Here is an 18100-nt window from a genome sequence, read left to right on the forward strand (position 1 = left end):
ATTAATTATGCACACTATACTTCATTAAAAAGGTTGGTAAAATAGTTTATTTCAAGAATAGCAGAAGATTTTAATTGCACATAAATAGGTATAATGCTAGAATTTGTAAGTAGGGATCTAACATGACGTATCCTACTGAAAACTGTACATAAATCGGAAGATGTAACTAATTTTAAGTTAGGGGGACAATTTTGTCTAATAACAATATTCTCTTATTTGAAAGTAAAAGTAGTAGCTTCAAGTTTATTGCAATACCTATTTGGATAGATTATCTATTTTTAAATAATGGAGAAGTTAAAAAGAAGCAATTAACTTTAATTGGATTAAAAAATACTAATCTCAATGTACATGTCATACACCCTCTTTCTCAATTCATTATGCACTATTGGGGTTCAAGGAAATATAACACTCAAAGAAAGTACTCAAATAATATAGTAAAGTTTCTAAATTATTTGCTTGAAAATCAAGGACAGTTTCAGATTGAATCCCTACAAGATTTAAAAATTGTTCATGGAGATAAATATTTAAACTCCCTTACAGTTGAAGGTGTTCGTAGAGACACCGTAAGAAATGCTGAACGAACTCTAGTTTATTTTTATAAATGGTTAGTAAAGGAAGAGTGTTCTATTCACTTTGATACTAACAAATTTGAAAAGAAACAAGGTCAATACGGATATTATTACGAGTCACCATTTAGACCAATTTATCCAGAAAAAAAACCGAACAAAGTTGAACACGCCTTTCCACCTAGTTATATTCCATTATTCCTTGAGGTAGCAATCGCTGTTGCGAAACCAATTGCCCTAGGGATATATTTACAATTTTTTGGTGGATTGAGGATTAGTGAAGTAATTAACTTAAGAAGAACACAGGTTACTAGGAGTATGAATAAAGGTGATTTTGTATTTAAAGTTGATAACCAGCATTTTAGGACAGACATAAAAGATCACGCTAGTGTTAAGAAGGTTAGAACGCAACGAGTTTTCCAAATAGAAGATTGGGGAAATATCCTTTTAAATGACCACTTAAAAATATTTAAACCTATTGATCAAACTAACGCATTGTTTGTTAATCAGGATGGAAAAGCCATGTCGCAAAGAAGCTATAGACAATACTTTGAAAAAGCAAAACATAAATTTATTGAATTACTTATTAGCCATGGTGATAGTGAACAAAAGTTACTCGGTCAACACCTAAAATATATGAAATGGTCAACTCATATTGGCCGTGGCACATTTACAAATCTATTAGCAGAGTATGCCGAGAACCCATATGAAATATCACAACCACGCGGCGACAGTAGTATAAACTCATCCTTAACCTACATGAACTCAACAGAACGTTTACATAAAAAAATAGAAGAAAAATTCTCAAATTTACATGAGCATTATATTCCTAAATTAATAGATAGAGAGGGAGTACATGAATAGAACAGAGGGGTTCCATACAGTAAAAGAAGCTGCTAATAGATTAGGTTATAAAAGTAAAAACAGTATTTTAAATCTTATAAAAAAAGAAGATATATTTCCTAATGCATTTAAAGAAAAAGGTATTTGGAAAATACCCTTATCTGATGTCGAGAAATATGAGGAAAGAAGTAAAAAGTTATACGAAAACGTTCTCACTGATAAGTTAGGTAGTTCTACTTATCTATCCGTAAAGGAAGTTGCAGATAGATTAAGTTTTAATAGTACCACCAGCGTGTTAAATCGTCTAAAAAATGATGTATTCTCCAATGCGATTTTAATTAAGAATGAGTGGAGAATACCACTTCAGGATGTCGAGGCGTTTGAAGAAAGAATAAATATAGTTAAAGAGAGAACGAAAACATGTTTAAAAGCACAGGACGTTGCTGAAAGATTAAGTATAAGTTCCAGTTATGTCATTTATCTAATAAAAAACGAAAGTACATTTCCTAATGCCTTTTTTAATAGCGGTAAGTGGTGGATACCTCTTTCTGATATCGACTCTTATGAAAAAAAACTATTAGAAGAAAGAAAAAAAACTAGTTTAAATTTGCAAGAGGTAGCTAAAAGATTTGGTTTGCAATATGGCACCGCTATAAACTTAAAGAAAAACAGAAGCCTATTCCCGAACGCCATTAAATCCCAGGGTGTTTGGAGGATTCCACTTTCAGATATTGAAGAATTTGAGGAAGGGAAAACTTATTTAACTGTTAAACAAGTTGCTGACAGACTAGGTTACAGCAGTACCTCAAGTGTTTTAAATCTTATTAATAAAGAGGATATTTTCCCAAACGCATTTAAAGACAAAGATAATTGGAAGATACCTCTTTCAGATATTGAAACAATCGAGGAGAAAAGTGAAAATAGTATAACCTCACCAGAGGCTTCTGAAAGGTTAAATATAAGTAATAGGCAGGTCATTTATCGAATAAAGAACGAAAGTTTATTCCCAAATGCCTTTAAATTCCAAGGTGTTTGGAGGATTCCACTTTCAGATATTAAAGAATTTGAGGAAAGAAAAACTTATTTAACTGTTAAACAAGTTGCTGACAGACTAGGTTACAGCAGTACCTCAAGTGTTTTAAATCTTATTAATAAAGAGGATATTTTCCCAAACGCATTTAGAGACAAAGGTAATTGGAAGATACCTTTGTCAGATCTTCAAACAATCGAGGAGAAAGTTAGCAAATGTTTATCTTTAACAGAAGTTGCGATTAGATTAGATTGTAGTAATGACACTGTTCTATACCTTATTGACAAAAAAGACGAATTTCCGAATGCATTTATATTTTTGAATAGTTGGAAGATACCATTATCGGATGTTTTATCATACGAAGAGGTTCTTAGCTTCAAATCAAAAAACTTTTATTCACCATCTGCTGCAGCAAAAGCAATAGGTGTACAGTTAGTAACTGTCATGAAACTAATTAAAAAGAATAGATTTCCTAATGTAAAAGAGGATAATTTGGGTAAGCCACTAATCCCAAAATCAGATGTGGAAAAATTTATAAGTACAGAGACTGAATATAAGAAGAGATTTTTATCAATTAGGGAAAGTGCACAAATGGTTGATAAGAGCTTTGTTGCAATAAAACAGAAAGTGAAAGATTATTTTCCTAATGCAGTTAAAAACTTTAAGGGTGAATGGAGAATTCCCCCTTCTGATATAGAGTCACATAAAGATAAGCAAGATTATAATAGCAAAATTGCCTTAAAAGAATTGTTATCCTTTATAAACCATAACCATAATGTAGGAGGAAACAACTTCCCAAATACAATAAGGCTGTATAAAGAATACGTTACATTGCAATTCAATAAAATGTCAGGATCACCTGCGTATATCCGTGATAGATACTCAACCTATGAAAAAATTTTAAAATACCTTGTTGAAACTTTAAAAGTAGAAGTCTACTTTTTAGCAATAGAAGAATTGCAAGAGTTAATTAGTGAAGCGAAGAATAAGCAACAAAAAATTATTATTCCGAGATTTTTAAATTATTGTTATAGAGAAATGGACATAGAACCAAAAGAAATTATTACAATTGAGAAAAAAGACAAAGAGAAAGAGATGTATATTTACCCTCCTGAACTGTTTAATAGATTATATAATTATACAAAGGAAGTTGAACTCCACAAAATTAAGGCAATTAATGATCAATTCTATGCAAATATGTGGGCATATTCCCTACTATTACTCACCGATTTCATTCGAGGTGGAGATTTAATTTTCCAAACTCCAAATATACAAGTCGAAGAGCTAAGAGTGACTTCATTAGAAGGGTTTTCAGAAAATAATCTATTAGATATAGAGTCACAAAAAGTAATCAATCAATTATATATTCACTTTAGAAATCGAAGGGCAAGCAAAACTGGTGAACTCCTAACATTTATTGTTTCACCTGATTTAGTATCTCCTCTTGCTCACGCATTGGTTATTAGTGAATTCCATAGAAAATCAAATAATATGGATTTGCTCCTAGGAACATTTATTAGTACCACTAAATATAGAAATTTATATACTAGTGGCATGAAGCGTCACCAGAAATTTTATTGCGACCATCCCGAATTTAAAGAATTCAATTTTAAAAGTAGAATAATGAATAGAACTGTTGCGACTTACCTCTTTTACAGCATTGTAGAAGAAGATGGAGAGGATGCTGATTTAGCTTTATTTTTAACAGAAAGGGCAAGATCACATAAACAGTCTGATTCAACAGCAATTTACATTCAGGCTACCAATAAAGATGGTGCAATTAGTCGAATATCACACAACCTTTTTAGAAGAGGTCACTTTGGCTGGTTGTATAATTATTTAATAATTTTCGCTTCACAAAATAGTGAAACCAATCACACATTAGAAGAAAGAACAAAAATGATTGAAGATATTAGGGTGAATTATTCTCCTTCTTTATTAGAATCTTTAGGTAAAGTCTTATTAAATCACATTTCGATAACACCTAATAGTTTTGAAAAAAAGGATATATCATACCAACTAAACCAAATTTACGAGAATCGACGTTCAATCGTTTCTAGATTAAGAGAGTATTCACAGGAAGAAGTTAAAGAAATTGTCCTAAAACTTTCAAAAGGCGAAATGCCTTCAAAATCTGAGTATGGACAATGTTTTCTTTATCCTGGTTGCAAATATCCGAAACGACAAAACTGCTTTGGTTGTGAATATCTTATACCTCAAAACTTAATATTAATAGAATTAAAAAGTGAAATTAACAGGTTGATTGACAATATTAAAAAAGCTACTAACGAAGTGATCTTAGAAAGAGAAACTAACTTTTTAATGCATGTGCTATTTTTATGGAAAGAAGCACGAATGTGTTTTGGTGATGAAATAACTAGTGCATATATACCTATAGAAATAACCTGGGATAAAATTGAAGGGGTTGCCTCAAAAATAAAAATCAACTAATCTATAAAAGGTGTGAAATAGATGGAGTTAAAATTAAAAATCAACACCATTAATGAAAATTATTCAATAAATAAAATAAAAAAAATAGATATTCAATCTTTCAATGAAAACGAATACCTACAAATGTTTCAACAATTAGTTGATCTTAATATATTTGCATGTGAATTTGATGATATTCATTGGAAGGTCTTTGATAAGGTACAAGATATGTATGTAGAATTCACATTTAATATTGAAGTATTTACTCAGCTGAATAAAGCATTAAAATATTTCACAATTCTTCGGCTAATATCAGAAAAGAAACCATTAACTGTATATAATGAATTACAAAATTTGAAACGATCGATCCTTGCTAGTAATGGTTTAACCAACACGAGCCACCTAGAAGTTTTTTTGAAAAATGAAAGTTTAAAAAGCAAACCACATGGAGGCCGGTTAGCAAGTCATTTGTTATACTTTCTCTCTTTCATCACGATAGAAAATGAATTAGAAATTAAAGAAATTTGCGATAAGCATCCGTTAGTAAAGAATGAAAGTCGCAATTTACCAAATTTTCAGGATGTAATTAAGTTTGACGACATAGTAAATGATTTTTTTAGAAACAATGACACACAAACTATTTTTGAATATCTTCCTATTATGATGTGGTGGCTGCTAACTAATGTTCTTCCACTTCGACCAACCGAGTTTTTAATGCTTGAAAAGAACTGTTTGCGATCCACAATGCGCCATAATAGACAAGTATATTCAATTAAAGTTTCTAGAATTAAAGAAAATCCAAAAGATGAAGATATCGAAATTGATGAACATACGTATAAAATACTAAGCAAATCGATTTCAGATATTGATTATAGAGTAACTAACGATTCTCCTTACCTCTTTACTACAGACCTGTATTATTTTAGTAAAGAACGTAAATTAAAAAGAACAAAGTCAAACACAAGAATGAACCGAAGAGATTTTTATGACATTTTAAATAGATTTTATAAAAATGTAGTAAAAGGCATTTATCAAGAATTTGAACTCGAAAAAATTAAATTTGGTGATACTAGACATTTTGCTATTATCAATATGTGCCTACAAGGTTTCAATATGCTGTCAATTGCAAAAATGGCTGGACATAAAGATATTTATACTCAGGACAATTATTTCTCACATGCAAGCCAATTTGCTCAATCTTATGTTTATTCTTTAGCTCAAAAGAAATTGGAACATTCCATTACCACCAACACCAACAACGGCATAATCGGCTGGAAAAGGTTTGTTTATGATAAAGGTAAGGTACTTTCAACTTCCAACCTTGATCAGAACAAAATTGTAGGGAGAATACAATATGGATCTTGCACAGAAAGCAAAGATATTTTCCCGAGCAATTGTATTGAGGATTGTCGTTTTTGTAATAAATTTCTTTTCAATCCTACAATCTCAGAGTATGAAGAAGGAATTAAATGGCTGGGTGATTGCTCTCAAACAATAAAAGTAAAAATTTCCGAATCTATTCAGTTGATGCGCGAAATTGCATCTAAAGGAAACGGTAATACGTATAATAACTTCTCATCTGAAAATTTATTAAAAACTACATCAAGAAAACTCACCTCATTGATGGATATGAAGGCTACTCTCGATGCTAAAATTATGGAGGCTACAAATGAGCAAAAAGGAAAGGACTAATCGTGGAAAACCTCAAGAATGGACAGATCAGGATTTAAAACAGATGGCCTTAGAAGTAAAATACAAATTAAAAGGCCAAAAAATAACTCCATCACTACTGCAGCGTGAAACCGGCGTAGGGCGAAATACATGGAGCCGTCGAATGAAAGACTTGCTAGAGGAATTAAATAGCCCTATTATTCGTTCTATTCCTTTAAACGAAAACAATGACATTAATTTACCAAATATTGAACTTATCTTTGAAAAATACGCAAACAATAAAAGTATGCTTAAAAATGAGCTACTTCAGCTTGAAGTTATAATTTATCAGTTATATGAGGAACTGACAAAATACAAGGAAGAACTATCCAGTGATCATATTAATTATGAAGAAGTTCAAGATTTAAAAGAACAACTAAATAAAGAAAAAAAACGCGCTGACCATTATGAGCAACTTTATAATACAATAGTTGCTTCAAGTCTATATCCTCACCTACACGACCAATCTCCTTTACTAAAGGAGATTGGAATAAAAGATAAACTGGTCAAATTCGGAACTAATAAAGAAAGGAATCTGGACCTAAAAGATTTATCAAGAAATTTTCCTGATAGAAGTGAAGAAGCTAAAAGTAATGACGCTTCTGAAAAAACGGAATCAAAACGTCTAGAAATATTGTCTAAACTTAAAGGTAAGTTTGATTTGTGACTTACTAATTGTGTAAAAATCCCAATAAAAATGTCTTATCAACGACAAAACAAATAAAAAGGCAACCTTAATTTTACAAATTATTGGAAAATTAAGGTTGCCTTTTATCTTCTAATATAGCTACTTGTCATACTTTAGTTTTCAAAATTTCAATTTCTTTGTTTATCTATTAAATATAAAAGTTCTTTTGTCATCTTTTGCAACATTCTAATCTCATCTTCACTTCTATTAAAAAGCAGGTTTCTGTGACTTTCGATCAATGTTCTTTTATCATTTAAAACGTCTTGTTTTAAATCATCAAACTTTAGTAACTCATACGGAAATACTCCTAGACCTTCTGCCAATGTTTCAATAGTATTTAATGAAATATTTCTCTCACCACGTTCTATACCACCAATATAAGTGTTTTGTATTCCACATTGCTCCGCTAACTCTTCTTGTGTCATCCCCTTTTCTTTTCTTAATAAGCGAACCTTATTACCAACTAAAACCAAAAAGCTAGACATTTCCTTTCACCTCTCTAACTTAAGATTAGAGCAATGATTAGAAATAAAAAGATAACCATATTGTTTATTAAATAGAAAATAATACTTATAAGTATTATTTTTTATGTTAATAATGAGTTTTATGTAGGAGGTGCTGTAATGGAGAATGATACAAAGAATATAAAACAGAAACCCGATTGGAAATTGGTCGAGATAAAAGGCATAACATATTTCAGCGAAAGAGGTTATTCAATTCTATTTAAGATAGCCGACAACGAGGGTTACGATTTCGTAATCGAAAGAAATGGAGAATTTAAAAGAATCAATGTAAAAGTAGCTTTTAATGATAAAGTTAAGGTAAATAGTTGGTCAATATCTGCACCAGGTAATAAGACATGGCGATATAAACAGTATTCAGTAGATATTTATTTGGTTTGGCTGCCAGATAAAGAGAAATTTATTGAATTAGATGGAACATTTCTTGATGGAATTAATTCAAAATCAAGAACGATAACTAGGTACATAAAAGAGACCGAATCTTCCTAACCAAATCCTCTCCAAGAGCAGATTTTTATACAAAATATATTATCATTAGTAGTATATGCTATATTACAGGTTAACTGTTTTTCGAAAGGATGTTTAAAATAGTGAAAAAAAGGCTTTATATAAACAAGTTATGCATTATATCTTGTTTATATAAAGTCTTATAAACAAAAAAAACCACCAGAATTTTCTTAACGGGTTTACTTGTGAGGTGCAAAATCATAAATCGCACCACAATTCACAAAGTAATTCGCACGATTTTCACAACTGATTTCACAGTATAAATCACACTTAAAAAGGCTTAGAGAATTTTATCTCTGAGCCTTATTTTTTATAATTGCTTCCTCAACTAACGCACCCGTTACTTTAAGTACATTTTTTCACAAAGTTAGGAAGAAGAGATATTGTTTGAATGCACAGTATCGTTATACTGTGCTGCAAGTGACTTTCTTTTGTTTAATATTAAACAAAAAATAAATCTTTAGCATCACCTTTAAGCTATTAATATCTTTGAACAATTACACCAATTTTCTCAATGTATTTCTTACGATTGTAATTGCAATTCCTAACGCAACAAAAATGAGAAATGAAGTTGCAACAAATGTAATGAACAGGAATTCTAAAGAAAAGGTATACATGACACTTATAAATAGGATATTAATCAGCATACCTAGCATAATCGAAGGTACGATCCATGCTATTGACTCTTTTACAAAAGTAGAAGATACTTCTCTGAATCGCCATCCTATGTCTCTCATTGTCAAAATTTCTTCTTTTCTAATAAACAAAAAAGAAGATATGCTCTCTATAATGGTCGATACGGTAAGATAAACGCTAGCAACGAGTATAACAATTAATGAGAACACTAAAATACTATTAACATGTTCGCCTAGATTAGTTTGACCTGTAAGCTGATTTGTTGCAAACAAAGAAACAGGTACAAAATTAAACAATAGAGTGATTAAAGAAATTTGGATAAAACTGAGTAATATAAAACTTCGGTAATACATAAGGTTCTTTATCCAAATAGACTTAAACTTAATTATATTAGTTGTAGAAAAATTATTATGTCTGTCCCTTTTTGTACTTGTCCAGCTTATTAAAAATATAAGTAGTAAAATAATTAGAAAAGATGTAAACGAATAAATGTTTACTACTTCATATAAATAAAGACCTATTACCACAGTACCTGAAAATAACCCAGCAAATATCATGAGAAAAGTGTTTTCGAGCAAATAAAATTTTTGAATATGTCTCTTCTGCCAACCCAAATCGAGAAGTAAATCTCTTTCGCTAAGTCGAACTTGCTTTTTAAAAAGGTTGTTGTTAATGAAATATAGAATGCTGATGGTTAAAAATAAACCGGCTATGATCAGATTTGTTTGATTCCAACCGGTTGAAATAGATGCAGCTGCTCCAAGGCTTGTCCATGACTGCTTTACTTCACCGATTCCTTCTACATCCATGGTCATTTTAGATGGAGAAGCGCCTGCAACTATATCAATTTGGAAATTACCTATTTGGGAAACATCAATGATAATCTCATTAAGTTTTTTAATCGCATCGTCATTATAGGATTGAATACCACCAACCCTTAAACGAATCGCATCAATGGGTGCCTCCCCTTTTATATAAGTCGTATCATATAAGTTCATAATTCCATGTGCCGGGGAACTCACAAAGCTACCAGGTGTGACAGTTTCAAGAAGCATGGTTCCATCGTTCAAAGTTGATGGTGCCTGCTGATAAATTCCTAATGGACTAGCAGCGAGTGAATCTTGATGTGAACTCGTTGAAAAAGATCCAACTGGATACAATAAGAAAGGAATTTTATCACCAGTCATAACAGATTCTCGAGCAGAATAACCTCTCTCTTCTATTTTCCTATATGTAGGAACTCCACTATCTTTTCCAAACTGCTTAACTTCTAGTGTTTTACCATCTCGAATATCATAGTTTATCGGTTTTGCATGATAATAACGAGAAGATTCACCAACACCAAAACTAAAACCATCAGGTTCACTAAAGGTTCCATCATATTTATATAAGAGAGGTTCATAAAAGAATGGTCTAATATGAGCAGAAAGATCAATCTCAAAGTCTTGCATGTTTAATTGTTCAATACTTGTTAATTCTTTGAGAAAAGTGTGTGGATAATCCTCATGAAAAAAAAAGGGATCGTCTTTTTGGATATTAAACTGGTCTTTTAACTCTAATGTTTGGTTATTCCCCCAATCTAGTTGTGATACTGTTACTTCAGCTATTATTGGGATAAAAGAGTCTGATAAGTAAATAATAGGAATATGTTTACCTACCTCTAAATCCATATAGTTACTAAGTAAGTCTATAGGAATGGGCTTTTCAAGTGCAGATAGATCAATTCCAGTCAATTTCTCTTCTTCTTCCCTGTCGACTCCAACAGTTAAATGATAGGTAAGAGGCATATTAAACTCTGCTTTCATATCTTGACCATTGAAGCTGAGACCAGATTCTTCAACATAGTCATACCCTTGAGAATAGTCATGTTGTTCTAGAAAATAATAGTACCCACCCTTGTTACTTAGGGGATAATAATTAACACCATCAAATGTTTTATACTTCAGGTCTATATAGCTACTAAAACCCGGATAATCTAGTTGAAATGTTTTATTTTCTCCCGTAAAATACCCAACTGAAGCAACCGGGGCTGCAATTTCTACACCTTCTAATTCTTTTATCTTTTTCCATTCATCAATGGTAATCCCGCCATCACCATTCGTTAAATAGTTTTCTTCTACTTTCCCTAATGCCCGTTCTACAGGCGTTTGAGTACCTTCAGGACGTATTAAAATATCATAGCTACCTCTAGAATGTTGTTCAATGCTATCTTCCACTGTTGTATGAATATCAAACAATACCGAGATACAAATAGGACCCGCTATTAAAATAGCTACTAGTGAACAGAAAAATAACAATGAAGATCTGAAATTATTTCTTATTGAGTACCAACTATAACGTATCATGGTGTAATACCCCTTCAATAATCGAAATGACACTATCTCCCTCTTTTGCAACAATTTCATCATGAGTAGCTAAAACGATTGTGTGTCCCTTTTTACTAATTTGCCTTAATAGTTCTAGTATTATGTCACGATTATTAGTGTCCAAGTTCCCTGTTGGTTCATCACATAATAGTATCTTGGGTTCAGTTATTAACGCACGAGCAATTGCAACACGTTGTTGTTCTCCCCCTGAAAGTTGGTTGGGGAAATGTTCAATTCGATGACTTAAGCCAACTTCTTTAATTAATTCTAAAGCCTTCTCCTCAATTTTTTTTCGCTTTTCGTATGGTACCAGTGGTAGCATGATATTTTCTATAACGGAAAACTGAGGAAGCAACCTGAATTGTTGATAGATCGTCGCTACATTTTCTCGAATAAAATCATGCTTTCTGTCCATGGATAAATCTGAGAAATTCATTTGGTTAAGCAATATTGATCCATTCGTTGGTTCAATGGATCCAGAAATCAATTTTAAAAGAGACGTCTTCCCCGACCCAGATGGACCAACTAATGATACCCACTCTCCTAATCTAATTTGTAAGTTTATGTTGTCTAAGGTAGGGATATTCATATTCTGATAAGTTAAGTTTACATTTTTAAATTGGATCATTTTTATTAACTCCCAATTATCTTGTCTTTAATTAGTAAGAAGCAACTAAATTTTTTTGGTTCCTCCGATTCCAAAATAATTATAACACGTGGAAAGTTTTTGGGGACCTAAGTAATATATTTTTTGTCTTTTGGGCACTTAAAAATGCACATAACTAAATAAAATAACTCATTATGTGCATACAAAACAATTATGTGCAAATTATCTTTGTTATTTCATCTAATGTTATTAAAGTGTGGGATAAAAAACTAAATTATGTACAAATGAATTTATAGAGATATGCCAGTATCTGTTGCGATAACGATTTCATTAACGTCTTTGCGATTTAATTGCGATTTAACCGTTTGAAACTGCTTCCCTGTCTTTTTAATCACGACTAATTTTAGATGTGATGGTAGCATCGGTAAATCTTCTAATTTCCAAGACTTATACTTTTCGTCATATGTTTCTGGATCTGCTAGTGTGACTAAATGACCTAATGCCCACGTAACAATATATTTATCTCCTTCAAAAAATCCATTTCCTTTTTTCGTACAGTTTAATACTTTCGCTATATCTCTTCCCACGGAAGGCTTTTCTGCTAAAACGACAATTTTACTCATAAGAACATCCTTTCAAAATAACTACCCTTAACTATACCATAGATTGGGAATGATTAATTATATAGTAAGTCTATTGACGTTACAGCAAAAGACTCATGAAAATGACGAAAAAAAAATAGAGGATTTCAAAAAGCATATTCGCTTCTTTAAAATCCTCTAGTATTTATTGACTATTATTGTTGTGCTGAAATTGTATCTAACATTGCCCAGAAGCTTGGTCCAGCACCTTCTGCTGCTTCTTTTAATGGTAGAAATACTGTGAATTTAAATAAGTTCCCATTATAGTCTTTCGCTACATGGATTAGAGATGTAATCTCATTGTCTGTACGTATTTCTTCTAATATTGAATACTCAACACCGTCTAAAGGTACATCTGTATTTTCATGGATTGTTCCTTCAGCATGTTCTAAAATGGTTGCTTCTACTGATTCAACATTTACATCAGTACCTAATGGTTCAATACGCACAAAGAATTCATTATCATAGTCCATTAATAGTACATCTCTACCTGGTTCTTCAGCTTCTAATGAATACCCTTCAAGTACAAATAGAGAATAATCTAAATCACTAACTGTTAAATGAGCGATTCTTTTCTCTACTTCGCCTTCAACGATAACTTCTAGTTCTTTCATTTCTGGAATTAAGAGTTGTTCTTCATCATCTGCTGGCGTATCACCATTTGTTTCATCAGTCGGGCTTTCACCTGTACCGTTATCCTCATCAACTATTTCTTCTGATGGTGTATCATCAATCTCTTCTTCTGGTGAAGTTGTAGTCCCACACGCTGCAAGTGCTCCGACTAAAATTGCTGAAAGGATAATTGTTTTTAATTTTTCCATTTTAAAGTCCCCCTTTATATGTTTTAAGCTTGATTCAAATAGTTAGTCGTTATTTAAAATGAAAAGGTTACACAAAAGTCCACCATCAACAATTTGTTACGTTTGTAAATGGTGGACACCGATTATGCTAAAAGATGCTTGTATTCGATTGTCCAAAATAATTCAAACAAGGTTTAGTGTAAAATCAATCTTCATCCTCGCTGTACATATCATCTATCGCTTGAAGCTTTGCAATTTCATAGAGGCCTACTACTTCAGTATGAAACATATCTGTCCACCCTGCTACAACTGTGCCATCTTTTTTCTTATATACATAGGCAATTGATTCAACGTCACCTGATTCAAGTTCTTTTTTTAGCATCTCCACTAACATTTTCGGAGTGATTCTTCCTTCTTTCTTAGCTCTGTACTCATTTACATCACTCAAAAGAAATCCTCCTTATATAATGAATTTCTTAAACAGACACAATCTTTATTATACATGCTCTACACCAAAGTGGGTATATAACTTTCATTTGAATTTTTACTTTGAAACAAATGTAGGAGTCGTATATAATCTAGTAAGTGTGCAATTTTTTAAATGCAAAAATTATTATATCACAAGAACCAACTAGTTTACCCTCGTAAACTTTAAAAAATATAAGTATAGTAAGATAATTGAATTTAAATAGAGAAAGTAAGGTGTCGAACATGAGTGTGTTAACTGTACAAAATTTAAGTCATGGCTTTGGTGACCGTGCGATTTTCCAAAATGTTTCTTTCCGTTTATTAAAAGGCGAACATATTGGTTTAATTGGGGCAAATGGTGAAGGGAAATCTACCTTCATGAACATTATCACTGGGAAGCTAATGCCTGATGAAGGAAAAGTATTTTGGTCTAAAAATGTGAGAGTAGGTTATCTTGACCAGCATACAGTACTTGAGCGCGGAATGACGATGCGTGATGTGTTGAAAACAGCATTTAAATATTTATTTGATATGGAAGCTGAGATGAATGAAATCTGTGACAAAATGGGAGATGCAACCCCTGAAGAATTAGAAAAGCTTCTTGAAGGTTTAGGTGTGATTCAAGACTCTCTTACGAATAATGATTTTTATATTATTGATGCAAAGATTGAAGAGATTGCGCGCGGCCTAGGACTTGATGAAATCGGTTTAGAAAAAGATGTTCAAGATTTAAGTGGTGGTCAACGTACGAAAGTATTACTTGCGAAGCTTCTTCTAGAAAAACCAGATATTTTATTACTTGATGAGCCGACGAACTATCTTGATGAACAGCATATTGAGTGGTTGAAGCGGTATCTTCAAGAGTATGATAATGCCTTTATCTTAATCTCTCATGATATTCCATTCTTAAATAGTGTAATCAACCTTATTTATCATATGGAAAATCAAGAGTTAAATCGCTATGTAGGTGATTACGATAACTTCAAAAAGATCCACGAGGCAAAGAAACAACAAGTAGAATCTGCATTCAAAAAGCAACAACAAGAAATTTCTGAGTTGAAAGACTTTGTTGCTCGTAATAAAGCTCGTGTATCTACACGTAATATGGCCATGTCTAGACAGAAGAAGCTAGATAAAATGGATGTAATCGAACTTACAAAAGAAAAGCCAAAACCAGAATTCAACTTTAAAGAAGCAAGAACACCAAGTAAATTAATTTTTGAAACAAAGGATTTAGTTATCGGTTATGATGAGCCATTATCAAGACCCCTAAACCTTCGGATGGAACGTGGACAAAAGATTGCTTTAGTTGGGGCGAATGGTATCGGTAAAACAACGTTACTTCGTAGCATTTTAGGTGAAATCAACCCTATTTCAGGAACGGTAGAACGCGGAGAAAACCAATTTACTGGCTATTTCGAGCAAGAAGCAAAAGGAAATAATAACAATACGTGTATTGATGAGATTTGGAGTGAGTTCCCTGCATTAGGACAAGGTGAGGTTCGTTCTGCTCTTGCCAAATGCGGCTTAACAACGAAACATATTGAAAGTAAAATTATGGTATTAAGTGGTGGAGAAAAAGCAAAGGTTCGCCTCTGTAAATTAATCAACAGAGAAACAAACATTCTCGTACTCGATGAGCCAACAAACCACTTAGATGTTGACGCGAAAGACGAACTAAAACGAGCGTTAAATGCGTACAAAGGATCTATCCTACTCATATCCCATGAACCTGAGTTCTACCAAGACGTAGTAACAGAAACATGGAACTGTGAATCATGGACAACTAAATTAGTATAAAAGAAATCCCAAAAAGGAATTACTTATTCCTTTTTGGGATTTCTTTATGCAATGAGCGAAGTCGCATCTTTATAGCCTTGAACCTTTCAAGGCGCGTAGCGAACGGAGCCATTGCCATCTTGGGATACCCTACTATATCACTATTTCCTTATCGTTACCTGCCCTGAGTACGTCCTTCTACCCATCAAACTCTTTCCAAACGCCACTACTAACAGAACAATATTCATCAGCACAATCACACTAGATGCAAATATTATTAGTGCATTTCCTCCGTTAAACACTAACGCACCCATTACCATGATTAGTAGACTCATAATCACTATTTTAGCTAGTGACTCCTCAAGTTTTTCTGTATCTAAATGTAAATATAGTAACCTACATGCAAGGAACATGCAGATAATTGCAGAAGAATAAATTACACCAGGTATCAGCAAATCTAATAGAAGGTGAAAGCTAAACGTCGCTGGTCCAAACCCTTCTCCATTTGATAGTGCAACTAGTGTAAGAGCTTCTTTAAATTCCAATATAGTTTTAGCTAATGGTAATGTATTGGCGTCGTTCGTAAATAGTTTTCCTAGGAATGCTAGAATAAATCCTATAAATGCAAATAAATAAGAGTAAAACAAATTAGCCCCCCTCCCTTTCTATACTAATCTATTCAAATGAATGCTAGATTAGGACCATTTTCTAGTATGGGAGACTAATTTTTTATCTATATAAACGATTTGTAATTAATATTATTAGAAAAGCTGTTGACGGTTATGTAGTACCATACTATAATAAAACCAACTAAACATATATGAATTATAAAATATAAGGAGCAGGTGAACAAAATGACCGTAAAAAACATCTATTTCCCATTTGAAAATGTACATTTATCAGGAGTGTTTCATTATCCGAAACCAGAGCAGAATAGCAAGAAGCCTGCAATTGTTTTCGCTCATGGCTTTGTTGGAAGTAAAGTTGGTGAGCATCGCTTATTTGTTAAGGCTGCACGCTTTTTTGCTGAAAGAGGGTACATTGTTTTTCGTTTCGATTTTCGTGGGTGTGGTGAAAGTGATGGGGATTACGGTGATGTTACTGTTTCAAATCAAATAAAGCAATTAGAGGCTGCAATTAAGTATGTAAAGGCTCAAAAGGAAGTTGACGGCAATGATATTACCCTTATTGGCCATAGTTTAGGTGGTGCAGTTTCTACTCTAACTGCTTCAACGAATGACGATATTCAACGTCTTATTCTTTGGTCACCTGTTGCACGACCATATAAAGACATTACAAGAATTACTGGTATGGCAGCAGTGAAAACAGCAAACGAAACAGGGAACTATGACTATCTAGGGTTTAATATAAGCAAAGAATTTTTTCAAGATTTAAAAGTCCATCATCCTCTTGAAGCGATTTCGTCTTACGAGAAGCCATTTTTCGTCTTACATGCTGAAGTTGATGAGGATGTCCCGAAGGAAAATGCGTTCGATTATAGTATGAGTTACAATAAACGTTCACAACAAAGCAAGAAAAATTATACTTTAATTAGAGAGTCTGACCACACATTTTCAGGTACAAATTTTGAAAATGACTTATTTGAAAAAACATTTCAATGGCTACTTGTCGAAAGCCAGCTAGAATATAAACGTAAAGCTATCTAAGTTAAAAATCCCCACATTGTTTTTTATGACAATGTGGGGATTTTTATATATTTACTTGTATAAATGTGGTACTCTGCTCTCGAACACAGGTACATTATTTCGAACTTCTTTAACTTGTTCTAACTTCATTTCTACAGTCAGTGTTTCTTCCTGATCTTTTGTACCTTCGCAAATAATTTCACCCCAAGGATTAACTACTAACGATTGTCCTGCAAATTCCACTCCATCATACTCTCCAACACGATTACATGAAACAACAAACATTTGGTTCTCGATTGCTCTTGCTAATTGTAGGTATTTCCAATGATCTTTTCTTGCATCTGGCCATTCCGCGACAATAAATAATACTTCTGCACCTTCTAATGCAAGTGAACGAGCTAGTTCTGGAAAACGTAAGTCATAGCATATAATAATCCCCATTTTCTTACCTTCTAGCTCAAATGTTACACTGTGATTTTTTCCACCTTCTAAAAATAAATGTTCATTGAGCATTGGCACTAGGTGAATCTTATCGTATACATATACTTCTTCCCCTTTTCGATTAAAAACAACTGCACGGTTGTACACTTTATCATCTTCAACCGTCGCGAATGAACCACCGACAATATTTACTTGATGGTGTAAGGCAAGTTCACGCAAAAAATGATATGTATGCTTTTCGTTTGTTTCTGCTACGTTCTCTAAATCAGTCAATGTATAAGCAGTCGTCCACATTTCGGGAAGTACAAGTATGTCTGGCTTTTCCTGGTTCATAACCTTTACCGTCCAGCTTTTTACTTTATCTCGATTTGCAACAGGATCACCAGGTATGATATCCATTTGATATATCGCTATTTTCATG

14 protein-coding genes and 1 pseudogene are annotated in these 18100 nt (G+C 32.7%); 7 read left to right on the plus strand and 8 right to left on the minus strand.

Going from position 1 to position 18100, the window contains the following annotated elements; all coding sequences use genetic code 11:
• Window positions 1–191: 191 nt before the first annotated feature.
• The 4 genes from CD003_RS08255 to CD003_RS08270 are packed head-to-tail and all read left to right on the plus strand — an operon-like array spanning window position 192 to window position 7246.
• Complete coding sequence (locus CD003_RS08255; protein WP_257008274.1) at window positions 192–1430, plus strand: tyrosine-type recombinase/integrase; 1239 nt, start codon at window positions 192–194, stop codon at window positions 1428–1430.
• The gene (locus CD003_RS08260; protein ID WP_096200663.1) at window positions 1423–4890 is read left to right on the plus strand and encodes a helix-turn-helix domain-containing protein; all 3468 of its coding nucleotides are present in this window, start codon (window positions 1423–1425) and stop codon (window positions 4888–4890) included. Before CD003_RS08255 ends, CD003_RS08260 begins: the two co-directional genes overlap by 8 nt.
• Window positions 4891–4911: 21 nt before the next feature.
• Window positions 4912–6561, plus strand: coding sequence for a tyrosine-type recombinase/integrase (locus CD003_RS08265; RefSeq protein ID WP_096200664.1), 1650 nt, complete (start codon window positions 4912–4914; stop codon window positions 6559–6561).
• Window positions 6539–7246, plus strand: a complete 708-nt coding sequence (locus CD003_RS08270; protein ID WP_096200665.1) for a hypothetical protein — start codon at window positions 6539–6541, stop codon at window positions 7244–7246. The genes CD003_RS08265 and CD003_RS08270 overlap by 23 nt, the downstream gene beginning before the upstream one ends.
• A 149-nt stretch (window positions 7247–7395) precedes the next feature.
• On the opposite strand, the gene CD003_RS08275 is transcribed toward CD003_RS08270, so the two are convergent.
• Window positions 7396–7752: a helix-turn-helix domain-containing protein gene (locus tag CD003_RS08275; RefSeq protein ID WP_096200666.1), complete on the minus strand. Its 357-nt coding sequence runs from the start codon at window positions 7750–7752 to the stop codon at window positions 7396–7398.
• A gap of 138 nt (window positions 7753–7890) precedes the next feature.
• Here CD003_RS08275 and CD003_RS08280 point away from each other — a divergent pair, with 138 nt between their 5' ends.
• A complete protein-coding gene (locus CD003_RS08280) occupies window positions 7891–8277 on the plus strand; it encodes a group I intron-associated PD-(D/E)XK endonuclease (RefSeq protein ID WP_096200667.1) in 387 nt (128 codons plus the stop codon).
• A 515-nt stretch (window positions 8278–8792) separates the two neighbouring features.
• On the opposite strand, the gene CD003_RS08285 is transcribed toward CD003_RS08280, so the two are convergent.
• From CD003_RS08285 to CD003_RS08305, 5 genes and pseudogenes are all read right to left on the minus strand, one after another.
• Complete coding sequence (locus CD003_RS08285; protein ID WP_096200668.1) at window positions 8793–11276, minus strand: ABC transporter permease; 2484 nt, start codon at window positions 11274–11276, stop codon at window positions 8793–8795.
• Entirely contained in the window at window positions 11263–11925 is a 663-nt protein-coding gene (locus CD003_RS08290) for an ABC transporter ATP-binding protein (RefSeq protein ID WP_096200669.1), read from the minus strand. Before CD003_RS08290 ends, CD003_RS08285 begins: the two co-directional genes overlap by 14 nt.
• A gap of 281 nt (window positions 11926–12206) precedes the next feature.
• A pseudogene (locus CD003_RS08295) lies at window positions 12207–12527 on the minus strand (toprim domain-containing protein); the annotation flags it as partial.
• A 173-nt stretch (window positions 12528–12700) separates the two neighbouring features.
• Window positions 12701–13366: a hypothetical protein gene (locus tag CD003_RS08300; protein WP_096200670.1), complete on the minus strand. Its 666-nt coding sequence runs from the start codon at window positions 13364–13366 to the stop codon at window positions 12701–12703.
• A gap of 184 nt (window positions 13367–13550) precedes the next feature.
• Window positions 13551–13793 carry a hypothetical protein gene (locus CD003_RS08305; protein ID WP_257008275.1) on the minus strand — a complete coding sequence of 81 codons (243 nt, stop codon included), beginning with the start codon at window positions 13791–13793 and terminating at the stop codon, window positions 13551–13553.
• Window positions 13794–14056: 263 nt separating this feature from the next.
• Between CD003_RS08305 and CD003_RS08310 the strand changes: the two genes are divergently transcribed.
• A complete protein-coding gene (locus CD003_RS08310) occupies window positions 14057–15613 on the plus strand; it encodes an ABC-F family ATP-binding cassette domain-containing protein (protein ID WP_096200671.1) in 1557 nt (518 codons plus the stop codon).
• A 140-nt stretch (window positions 15614–15753) separates the two neighbouring features.
• On the opposite strand, the gene CD003_RS08315 is transcribed toward CD003_RS08310, so the two are convergent.
• Complete coding sequence (locus CD003_RS08315) at window positions 15754–16239, minus strand: hypothetical protein (protein ID WP_096200672.1); 486 nt, start codon at window positions 16237–16239, stop codon at window positions 15754–15756.
• A 207-nt stretch (window positions 16240–16446) separates the two neighbouring features.
• Here CD003_RS08315 and CD003_RS08320 point away from each other — a divergent pair, with 207 nt between their 5' ends.
• Window positions 16447–17259: an alpha/beta hydrolase family protein gene (locus CD003_RS08320; RefSeq protein ID WP_096200673.1), complete on the plus strand. Its 813-nt coding sequence runs from the start codon at window positions 16447–16449 to the stop codon at window positions 17257–17259.
• 51 nt (window positions 17260–17310) lie between these two features.
• Here CD003_RS08320 and CD003_RS08325 read toward each other — a convergent pair whose 3' ends face one another.
• On the minus strand, window positions 17311–18099 hold the full coding sequence (locus tag CD003_RS08325) for a carbon-nitrogen family hydrolase (RefSeq protein WP_096200674.1): 789 nt from the start codon (window positions 18097–18099) through the stop codon (window positions 17311–17313).
• Window position 18100 lies beyond the last annotated feature (1 nt).

The sequence above is a fragment of the Bacillus sp. FJAT-45350 genome (genome assembly GCF_002335805.1).
Classification (GTDB): domain Bacteria; phylum Bacillota; class Bacilli; order Bacillales; family NISU01; genus FJAT-45350.